General features: G+C 70.2%; 6 protein-coding genes. 2 read left to right on the top strand and 4 right to left on the bottom strand.

Features of this window, described 5'->3' with window-relative positions:
* Positions 1 to 128 precede the first annotated feature (128 nt).
* The 4 genes from ACFRU2_RS00770 to ACFRU2_RS00755 form a co-directional block, all read right to left on the bottom strand.
* Complete coding sequence (locus tag ACFRU2_RS00770; RefSeq protein WP_382966415.1) at positions 129 to 1,025, bottom strand: geranyl diphosphate 2-C-methyltransferase; 897 nt, start codon at positions 1,023 to 1,025, stop codon at positions 129 to 131.
* A 15-nt stretch (positions 1,026 to 1,040) separates the two neighbouring features.
* On the bottom strand, positions 1,041 to 2,432 hold the full coding sequence (locus ACFRU2_RS00765; protein ID WP_382966414.1) for a family 2 encapsulin nanocompartment cargo protein terpene cyclase: 1,392 nt from the start codon (positions 2,430 to 2,432) through the stop codon (positions 1,041 to 1,043).
* Between the two features lie 106 nt (positions 2,433 to 2,538).
* Positions 2,539 to 3,951: a family 2B encapsulin nanocompartment shell protein gene (locus ACFRU2_RS00760; protein WP_274550927.1), complete on the bottom strand. Its 1,413-nt coding sequence runs from the start codon at positions 3,949 to 3,951 to the stop codon at positions 2,539 to 2,541.
* A gap of 516 nt (positions 3,952 to 4,467) precedes the next feature.
* The gene (locus tag ACFRU2_RS00755; RefSeq protein ID WP_382966413.1) at positions 4,468 to 5,106 is read right to left on the bottom strand and encodes a pyridoxamine 5'-phosphate oxidase family protein; all 639 of its coding nucleotides are present in this window, start codon (positions 5,104 to 5,106) and stop codon (positions 4,468 to 4,470) included.
* Between the two features lie 468 nt (positions 5,107 to 5,574).
* Here ACFRU2_RS00755 and ACFRU2_RS00750 point away from each other — a divergent pair, with 468 nt between their 5' ends.
* Positions 5,575 to 7,050 (top strand): xanthine dehydrogenase small subunit, encoded by a 1,476-nt coding sequence (locus ACFRU2_RS00750; protein WP_382966412.1) that lies wholly within the window; start codon positions 5,575 to 5,577, stop codon positions 7,048 to 7,050.
* Complete coding sequence (gene xdhB / locus ACFRU2_RS00745; protein WP_382966411.1) at positions 7,047 to 9,455, top strand: xanthine dehydrogenase molybdopterin binding subunit; 2,409 nt, start codon at positions 7,047 to 7,049, stop codon at positions 9,453 to 9,455. The genes ACFRU2_RS00750 and xdhB overlap by 4 nt, the downstream gene beginning before the upstream one ends.
* Position 9,456: the final 1 nt, after the last annotated feature.

The raw sequence follows: 9,456 nt of genomic DNA, 5'->3' as shown, positions 1-9,456 counted from the left end.
GATTGGCTGGAGCTCGAAGAGAACCCCCCCACCACCCCTCTCCTTCTCTTTACACCCTCCCTCCTCCCCCGGCCCCTCCCCCAGACCGTCCCCGCCCACGGGCGTGCGTCAGATGCGGTCAGATGCGGTCAGATACGGTCGGCCGCGATCAGGACGTACTGGAAGGAACCGTCCTTGTAGGACTCGATGAACGCCTCCTCGATGCCGGTGACCAGCGAGGACGTGGCCCGCAGCTCCCAGTAGGGCAGGGTCGCGGGAGTCAGGTCGATGACGGCCTGCGGTACGAGGCGGTTGTCCGCCATGGCCTTCAGGTACTCCCGGCGGGAGTGGATGTTGCACTCGAAGTGCGCGTTGATCTGGGAGACCCACTTCGAGGGCTGGCCGTACCGCGGGTTCCAGCAGCCGGTGATGGTCACGTACCGGCCGCCGACCTTCAGCACGCGGGAGTGCTCGGCGAAGAGGTCGTCCAGGTCGACGTACATGCTCGACTCGTTGTTCCAGGAGGCCGTGGCCTGCCCGGTCTCGAAGGGCGTGCCGAGCATGTTGCAGACGCGGGCCCGGACGTGGTCGTCGATGCCGAGCTCGCGGGCGCGCTGGTTGGCGAAGTCGGCCTGCTTCGCGGAGAGGGTGACGCCCTCGACCTTGGCTCCGAAGCGCTGGTGGGCCATCACCATCGAACCGCCGCGGCCGCAGCCGGCGTCCACGAGCGTGTCCTCGCGGGTGATGGGACCGAGGTGGTCCAGGAGGACTTCGGCCTGCGCCGACTCCAGCCGGTGGAGCTCGGCGACCAGCTTCTTCTCGTACTCGCTGTCGTCGGCGTCACCGAGGGCGGCGTGGTCGACGTCGCCGATGCCGTAGTGGTGGTGGTACAGGCCGTCCACGTCGCCGAGGCGCAGGTTCACGGGCCTGGCTTCGTTGTTCCAGTAGCGGGCGATGTCGCCCTGGTAGGGGGTCGCCGGACCGGGGATGATCACGGGGGCCTGGGTGGTGCCGTTGGAGCCGGTGGTCAGATCAATGCTGGTCACGAATAGGTCCGTCCTTTACCAGAAGTCGGGCAGGCTGTAGCGATAGGTATTGGTTTGGTGCCAGTAGTGGTTGCCGTCGACCCAGACGGCGACTCCCCGCAGGAAGCGCAGCACGCTCGGGACGGGGCAGGCCGCTGCCAGGGCGGCGGCCTCCGCTTCGAAGGCGTGCATGAGGTCGTTGTGGACCTCGACCGCCTTCAGGTAGCCCTCCTTGTCGGAGGTCCCCTCCCGGTCGGCGATCACCACGGGAAGGTTCATGTGCCGTACGGGGGCGGCGAGTTCCTTGGTGTAGGAGTAGAGGTCGTTGACGATCGTGGTGGCGTTCCCGGCGAGCGCGATGACCCGTTGCATGGCCGTCTGGGCGTGCAGATCGGCCGGGAGCTCGTACCCGCCGACGGTGTCGGTGATGGTCGGACAGGGGCGGAAGTTGTTGAACTGCCGCATGGCCAGGTACTCCCACACCTCGGGGACGTACTCCGTCTGGCTCCAGGCCGCCTCGGCGAGGTACCCCAGGTGCAGCCGGGCCATGTCGTGCCGGTAGCGGTCCGTCTGCGAGGGGCTGGCCTGCCGGACGAAGTACTCCATGGCGGAGGCGTAGGCGCGCCGGGGCGCGTCCGACTGGAGCGACGCCGCCCACTGCGGTTCGTACTCCTTCGTCGTGTGGAGGGGGTCGATGGCGGTGTGCGCCAGCAGGAGGCGTCCGCCGAGGCCGATGGGCGAGCCGCCGTGGTCCTCGCAGTAGCAGTCGTCGACCGCGTTCTCGGCGACCATCAGCCGGGTGGCGACCATCAGGTGCTCGATGGTGGGAGCGTCCGGGTGGCAGGCCACCATGTAGCGCCCGACGTGGAAGCCGTCGAACTGGTTCTCCCAGGCATCGGGGAACAGGTCGACCTCGTCCACCGCCCAGGCCTTGATCCGCCGGCTGACCTCCTCCACCCGCACCGGGTCGGGCTCCGGCACCGGGTGGTGGTAGAGGCCCGGGATCGGGTTTCCGGCCGCCGGAGCCCCGGGCTCGGCAGCCGCCACGGGTGCGGGGGGCGCCTCCCCCCGGCGTGCCGGGTGCAGACCCGCCGTGCCCAGGCCGCTGGGTCCGCCCAGGATCCGTTGCAGGGCGGGGCTGGGGGCGGGCGGGGCGGGCGCGGCAGCGGATGCCGACGGGGCTGACAGGGCTGACAGGGTTGGCGGGCCCGGCAGGCCGGCCGGGCCGGGTACTGCGGGTCCGCTCGGCACGGCGGGACCGCTCGGCACGGCGGGACCGCTCGGCACGGCGGGACGGCCGGGTACTGCGGGCCCGCTCGGCAGGCCGCCGGTCGCGTGGGTCTGGGCGCTGCCGAGGACGTGGGCCCCGAACTGGGCAGCGGCGCCGGGCAGGCTCGACTGCAGAGGGAAAGGCCCGGGCTCGGGCATCCGTGACTCCTTGGTGAGGTGGGTGGTCTGTCCCGGATCCCGGGCGCGCTCGGCCGGCCCGGGAGGGTCCGGGCTGTCGTCGTACGGGGGCCTCTGGCCGGGCCGGTCAGTCGCTCCGGCGGGCGATCTGGACGTTCTCCAGGACGCCGAGGGCGTCGGGCACCAGGATCGCGGCGGAGTAGTAGGTGGTGACCAGGTAGGAGATGATCGACTTCTCGTCGATGCCCATGAAGCGGACCGACAGGCCCGGCTCGTACTCCTCCGGCAGGCCGGTCTGGCGCAGTCCGATGACGCCCTGGTTGTCCTCGCCGGTGCGCATGGCGAGGATCGAGCTGGTGTTCTCCTTGGTGATGGGGATCTTGTTGCACGGCAGGATCGGGACCCCGCGCCAGGCCGGGACCTGCTGTCCGCCCACGTCCACGTGGTCCGGGTAGAGCCCGCGGGCGTTCATCTCGCGGCCGATCGCCGCGATCGTGCGGGGGTGGGCGAGGAAGAGCTTGGTGCCGCGGCGGCGGCAGAGCAGTTCGTCCATGTCGTCCGGGGTGGGCGGGCCGGAGTGGGTCTGGATCCGCTGCTTGAAGGCGGCGTTGTGGAGCAGGCCGAACTCCCGGTTGTTCACCAGCTCGTGTTCCTGGCGTTCGCGCAACGCCTCGATGGTGAGGCGGAGTTGCTCCTCGGTCTGGTTCATCGGGCCGTTGTAGAGGTCGGCGACCCTCGTGTGGACCCGCAGGACGGTCTGGGCGATGGAGAGTTCGTACTCGCGCGGCTTCGATTCGTAGTCCACGAAGGTGCCGGGCAGTTCGGCCTCGCCGGTGTGGCCGGCCGACATCGCGATCTCGGCCTCGCCGTGCTTGTTCTGCCGCTGCAGGGGCAGCGAGCTGAACCGCTGGATGTGCTCCTGGAGGTGCGGTGCCGAGTTCACGATGCCGGCGAAGTCGGCGCGGGAGAGCGTGAGGAGGGTGCCGGGGGTCTCGGCGGTGGCGGTGTAGTCCCACCGGGCGTCGGCGTCCAGCAGGGCGTTCTCGCCGAACCGGTCGCCGTCGGCGAGCACCGCGACGGAGATCTCGTCGCCGTACTTGCCCGCGGAGGTCTGGCTGATCCGGCCGTGGGCGATCAAGTGGATCTGCTCGGCGGGAGCACCCCGCTCGACCAGCACCTCACCGGCACGGAAATCGCGCTGGACGCAACGGCCGGCGATCGCCACCAGCACTTCTTCGTCGTCGAAGCCGCGCAGCAGGGCCAGTTCGCCGAGTTCCCGCGGGATCACCTGGACGCGGGCACCGTCCTGGACGAACTCGATGCTCCCGTCACCGACGGTGTAGCTCAGCCGGCGGTTCACCCGGTAGGCGCCGCCCTTGGTCTCCACCCACGGCAGCATCCTCAGCAGCCAGCGGGAGGTGATCTCCTGCATCTGCGGGGCGGACTTGGTCGTGGTGGCAAGGTTGCGGGCGGCCGACGTGCCCAGGCTGGATTGCTTGGGCGGATCCAGCTGTGCTTCCGGGCTGGTGTCAACAGTCATCGGTCGAGCTCTCCTTCATCAGCGTGGAAAGGAAGGCGAACGTCTGGGCGTCCGTCCAGATCCCGGGGAACCGTAACGGCGGAGATCCCCGGCCGACCGTGAAAAAACGTTGCCGTTGCTTCGTTCTGGTGATCCTGTCCCACACGGGGTTTGATCGACGGATCAACGATTTCCAGCCGGGACCGTACGGCCCCGGCGCGTTCGCCGCACCGTTGTGCCGGAGCCCTCGGCGGAGCCGACGTGCCGACCTGGCACTTACAAGGCGACCAGGGCATGCACGTGTGCAGGTGCTGGCCCGACTGGCCGATTTGCCTCTTGGATGATTCACTGGCTGCGGACATCCGCTCCCTGGGCTGCTTGCGGCTCTCGCTGCCACAGGGAGGGGTGAAGGAAGCCCCCTGCTCGGCGATCGCGGTGTTCGCCGGGCAGGGGGCTCCGTCGTAAAGGCGCCCATCGGGCCGACCGCGCCGGTCGAGTCGGTCGAGTCGGTCGAGTCGGTCGAGTCGGTCGAGTCGGTCAGGCGTACATGTCCTTCTCGTCGTACGAGGGCCCGTAGTAGCGCTCCAGCGCCTCCAGGGACTCGTGCGTGCGCTCCAGGGCCTTGGAGATCCTCGCCCGGGAAGGGGCGGCTTCGGGGTTCCAGGTCTCCGGCTTCCACAGCGCGGAGCGCACGAAGGACCTGGAGCAGTGGAAGTAGACCTGTTCGACCTCGACGAGGAGGGCGAGGGCGGGGCGGTGCCCCTTGACGGTCAGGGTGTCGAAGAAGGGCGCGTCGCGCAGCAGCCGGGCCCGGCCGTTGATGCGCAGGGAGTCCCCGCGGCCCGGGATCAAGAAGAGCAGACCGACGTGGGGGTTGGTGAGGATGTTCCGGAAGCCGTCCGCACGGCGGTTTCCGGGACGGTCCGGGATCACGAGGGTGGTGTCGTCCAGGACCTTCGCGAAGCCGGCCGGGTCGCCCTTGGGCGAGACGTCGCAGGTGCCGTCGGCGGCGGAGGTGGAGATCAGGCAGAGCGGGGAGTGTGCGAGCCACTGCACGTGGTGCTCGTGGAGGGTCCGGCGTTCCTTGCCCAGGGCCACCGCGCTCGGCTCGCCGAGGAGCTCGCGCAGTTCCCCCTCGGTGGTGATCTCCTCGAACGCCCCTGTGTCCACAGTCACTTGCCGCCCCCGCATGGTCGTCGGCGGCCGCCTGTCGCCGCCCTGCCTGCGACTATGCCACTGGTTGCGCGTACGAAGGAGCACCCCGCGCGAGCGGCCGCCTTCATGGAAACATCCCAAATGGTGCTTGACCGATCAACCTTCGGCACGTAACTTCGACCGCACCAACTCGAGAGCCACTGGAAGGGAGGCGAAGCCGGATGTCCACCATCTCCGTATCGCTTCGCCTCGCACACCAGACCGCCTGGGCTCCGGGTCGCGTAGCACACGGCTGCTGAACAGCCACCCCTCCGGCGTGCCCGATCGCGGCCCCGGAACTTTTCCCTCACCCTGTCACCACTTACGGCGCCTCCTTGCGTGCCGATTCGCCGCGCTCCGGGACACGGAGCTGCGGCCACTGAACGAGAAAGCTCCTGCCATGGCGACTAGGACAGTCCGATCGACCGCGCCCCGAAACGAGGACGCACCGTGGTAGCGGCGCGGATCACGGTCAACGGGAAAGAAACACCGATCGCCCCGGCCGCAGCCCACACCACGGTGCTGGACTTCCTGCGCGACCGCGGCCTCACCGGCACCAAGGAGGGCTGCGCCGAGGGCGAATGCGGCGCCTGTTCGGTGCTCGTGGCCCGGCCGGGCGTGCACAAGCCCACCGACTGGGTGGCGGTCAACGCCTGCCTGGTTCCGGCCCTGGCGCTCGACGGTCAGGAGGTCGTCACCTCCGAAGGCCTCGCCACCGTCGACGAAGCCGGCGCGGCCACCGCGCTGCACCCCGTGCAGGAGGAGATGGCCGTCCGCGGCGGCTCCCAATGCGGTTACTGCACACCGGGGTTCATCTGCAGCATGGCCTCCGAGTACTACCGGCCCGACCGCTGCGCACACGCCGAACCGGCCGTGGATTCCGTCGGCGGCACCGACTCCGAGCACGGTCCGAACGGTTTCGATCTGCACGCGCTGAGCGGAAACCTGTGCCGCTGCACCGGCTACCGCCCCATCCGCGATGCCGCGTTCGCCGTCGGTTCGCCCGCCGAGGACGACGTACTCGCGCAGCGTCGCGAGCAGTCGCCGCCCGAAGCCGTCGCCACCGAATACACCCGGGACGACAGCGCGTTCATCCGCCCCGGCACCCTCGCGGAGACGGTGCGACTGCTGGGCGAGCGGCCCGATGCGGTGGTCGTCGCCGGCAGCACCGACTGGGGCGTGGAGGTGAACATCCGCTCCCGTCGCGCGAGTTGCGTGGTCGCGGTCGACCGGCTGCCCGAACTGCGGGAGCTGCGCGTCGAGTCCGACCACATCGAGATCGGAGCGGCTCAGACGCTCACCGAGATCGAACGCCGTCTCGACGGCAGCGTCCCGCTCCTGGCCGAGCTGTTCCCCCAGTTCGCGTCCCGGCTCATCCGCAACAGTGCGACCCTCGGCGGGAACCTGGGTACCGGCTCCCCCATCGGTGACAGCCCGCCGGTGCTGCTCGCGCTGGAGGCCTCGCTGCTGCTGGCGGGCGCCGACGGCGAGCGCGAGGTCCCCCTGGCGGACTACTTCACCGGCTACCGGCAGAGCGTGCGCCGTCCCGGCGAGCTGATCCGGGCGGTGCGCATCCCGCTGCCGCTGTCGCCCGTCACGGCCTTCCACAAGATCGCCAAGCGGCGCTTCGACGACATCTCCAGCGTGGCGGTCGCCTTCGCGCTCGACATCGAGGACGGGATCGTCCGCAAGGCGCGCATCGGCCTGGGCGGCGTGGCCGCCACCCCGATCCGCGCCCTCTCCACCGAGGCGGCCCTGGAGGGCAGGGCCTGGACTGCGGAGACCGCCGAGGCCGCGGCCCGGGTCCTGCGGGCCGAGGGCACCCCGATGGACGACCACCGCGCCAGCGCCCTCTACCGCTCCGCGATGCTCGGCCAGAGCCTGAACAAGCTGTACGCGCAAACCACCGAGGCGGTGTCGTCATGAGCCAGTTGTCCGAGCGTCCCGAAAAGCCCGTCGTCGGTCTGTCGATGCCGCACGAGAGCGCGAACCTGCACGTCACCGGTGCGGCGCTCTACACCGACGACCTGGTCCACCGCACCAAGGACGTCCTGCACGCCTACCCCGTCCAGGTCATGAAGGCCCACGGCACGATCACGGCGCTGCGCACCGAGCCGGCGCTCGCCGTGCCCGGGGTGGTCCGCGTACTGACCGCGGCCGACGTGCCCGGCGTCAACGACGCGGGGATGAAGCACGACGAGCCGCTGTTCCCCGACACGGTCATGTTCCACGGCCACGCGGTGGCCTGGGTCCTGGGCGAGACCGTGGAGGCGGCCCGGCTCGGTGCGGCGGCCGTCGAGGTGGAGCTCGACGAGAAGCCCTCCGTGATCACCTTGCGGGAGGCGATCGAGACCGAGAGCTTCCACGGCGCCCGGCCCCTGATGGTGACCGGCGACGTGGACGCCGGCTTCGAGGACTCCGCGCACGTGTTCACCGGCGAGTTCCAGTTCTCCGACCAGGAACACTTCTATCTGGAAACGCACGCGGCGCTCGCTCTCCTCGACGAGAACGGGCAGATGTTCATCCAGAGCAGCACCCAGCACCCCTCGGAAACCCAGGAGATCGTCGCCCACGTACTCGGCCTGCACAGCCACGAGGTGACCGTGCAGTGCCTGCGGATGGGCGGCGGCTTCGGCGGCAAGGAGATGCAGCCGCACGGGTTCGCGGCCATCGCCGCGCTCGGCGCCAAGCTCACCGGCCGGCCGGTCCGGGTACGGCTGAACCGGACCCAGGACCTGACCATGTCCGGCAAGCGCCACGGGTTCCACGCCACGTGGAAGATCGGCTTCGACGCCGAGGGCCGCATCCAGGCCCTGGACGCCACCCTGACCGCCGACGGCGGCTGGAGCCTGGACCTTTCCGAGCCCGTGACCGCCCGCGCGCTGTGCCACATCGACAACACCTACTGGCTCCCCAACGCGCGGATCGCCGGGCGCATCGCCAAGACCAACAAGGTCTCCAACACGGCCTTCCGCGGCTTCGGCGGACCCCAGGGCATGCTGGTGATCGAGGACATCATGGGCCGGTGCGCGCCGCTGCTCGGCCTGGACCCGATGGAGCTGCGCGAGCGCAACTTCTACCGGCAGGGCCAGTCGACGCCGTACGGGCAGCCCGTCCCCCACCCCGAGCGGATCTCCGCCATCTGGCAGCAGGTCCGGGAGGACGCCGCCCTCGCCGAGCGGGGGCGCGAGATCGCGGCCTTCAACGCCGCGCACCCGCACACCAAGCGGGCGCTCGCGATGACCGGGATCAAGTTCGGCATCTCCTTCAACCTCACCGCCTTCAACCAGGCCGGTGCGCTGGTGCTGGTCTACAAGGACGGCTCCGTCCTGATCAACCACGGCGGCACCGAGATGGGGCAGGGCCTGCACACCAAGATGCTGCAGGTGGCCGCGACCACGCTGGGCATCCCGCTGCACAAGGTGCGCCTCGCCCCGACGCGCACCGACAAGGTGCCCAACACCTCGGCGACCGCCGCGAGTGCGGGGGCGGACCTCAACGGCGCGGCGGTGAAGAACGCCTGCGAGCAGATCCGCGAGCGGCTGCTCCAGGTGGCCGGCACGCAGCTGGGTACGAACGCCTCGGACGTGCGCATCGTCGAGGGCGTCGCACGCGCCCTGGGCGTCGACAAGGAGCTGGCTTGGGACGACCTGGTGCGCACCGCGTACTTCCAGCGGGTCCAGCTCTCGGCGGCCGGTTTCTACCGGACCGAGGGCCTGCACTGGGACGCGAAGGCGTTCCACGGCTCGCCGTTCAAGTACTTCTCCTACGGGGCCGCCGCGACCGAGGTGGAAGTGGACGGCTTCACCGGCGCGTACCGGATCCGGCGGGTGGACATCGTCCACGATGTCGGCGACAGCCTCTCCCCGATGATCGACATCGGTCAGGTCGAGGGCGGCTTCGTCCAGGGCGCGGGCTGGCTCACGCTGGAGGACATGCGCTGGGACTCCGGGGACGGCCCGAACCGCGGCCGCCTGCTGACCCAGGCCGCGAGCACCTACAAGCTGCCGAGCTTCTCGGAGATGCCCGAGGAGTTCAACGTCAGGCTGATGGAGAACGCCACCGAGGAGGGCGCCGTCTACGGGTCCAAGGCGGTCGGTGAGCCCCCGCTGATGCTGGCCTTCTCGGTGCGCGAGGCCTTGCGCCAGGCGGCCGCGGAGTTCGGGCCCGCCGGAATCAGCGTGGAGCTGGCCTCGCCGGCCACGCCCGAGGCGGTGTACTGGGCGATCGAGGGAGCCCGCCGGGGCGGTGCGACGCCGCTCGAGGGGCGGGCGTCCGACGACGGCGGGATCCTCGCCGGTGCCGATGCAAGCGCTTTGAGCAATGTCTGAC

Origin of the sequence: Streptomyces sp. NPDC056883 (genome assembly GCF_042788835.1) — a bacterium.
Taxonomy (GTDB): domain Bacteria; phylum Actinomycetota; class Actinomycetes; order Streptomycetales; family Streptomycetaceae; genus Streptomyces; species Streptomyces stoeckheimensis.
Note: the sequence above shows the minus strand (reverse complement) of the source record. Positions and strands in the feature narration are given on the sequence as shown.

Coding starts and splice junctions, on each gene's coding strand:
- ACFRU2_RS00765 (WP_382966414.1), bottom strand. CDS start 2,432: ATGCCCGAGCCCGGGCCTTTCCCTCTGCAGTCGAGCCTGCCCGGCGCC.
- xdhB (WP_382966411.1), top strand. CDS start 7,047: ATGAGCCAGTTGTCCGAGCGTCCCGAAAAGCCCGTCGTCGGTCTGTCG.
- ACFRU2_RS00760 (WP_274550927.1), bottom strand. CDS start 3,951: ATGACTGTTGACACCAGCCCGGAAGCACAGCTGGATCCGCCCAAGCAA.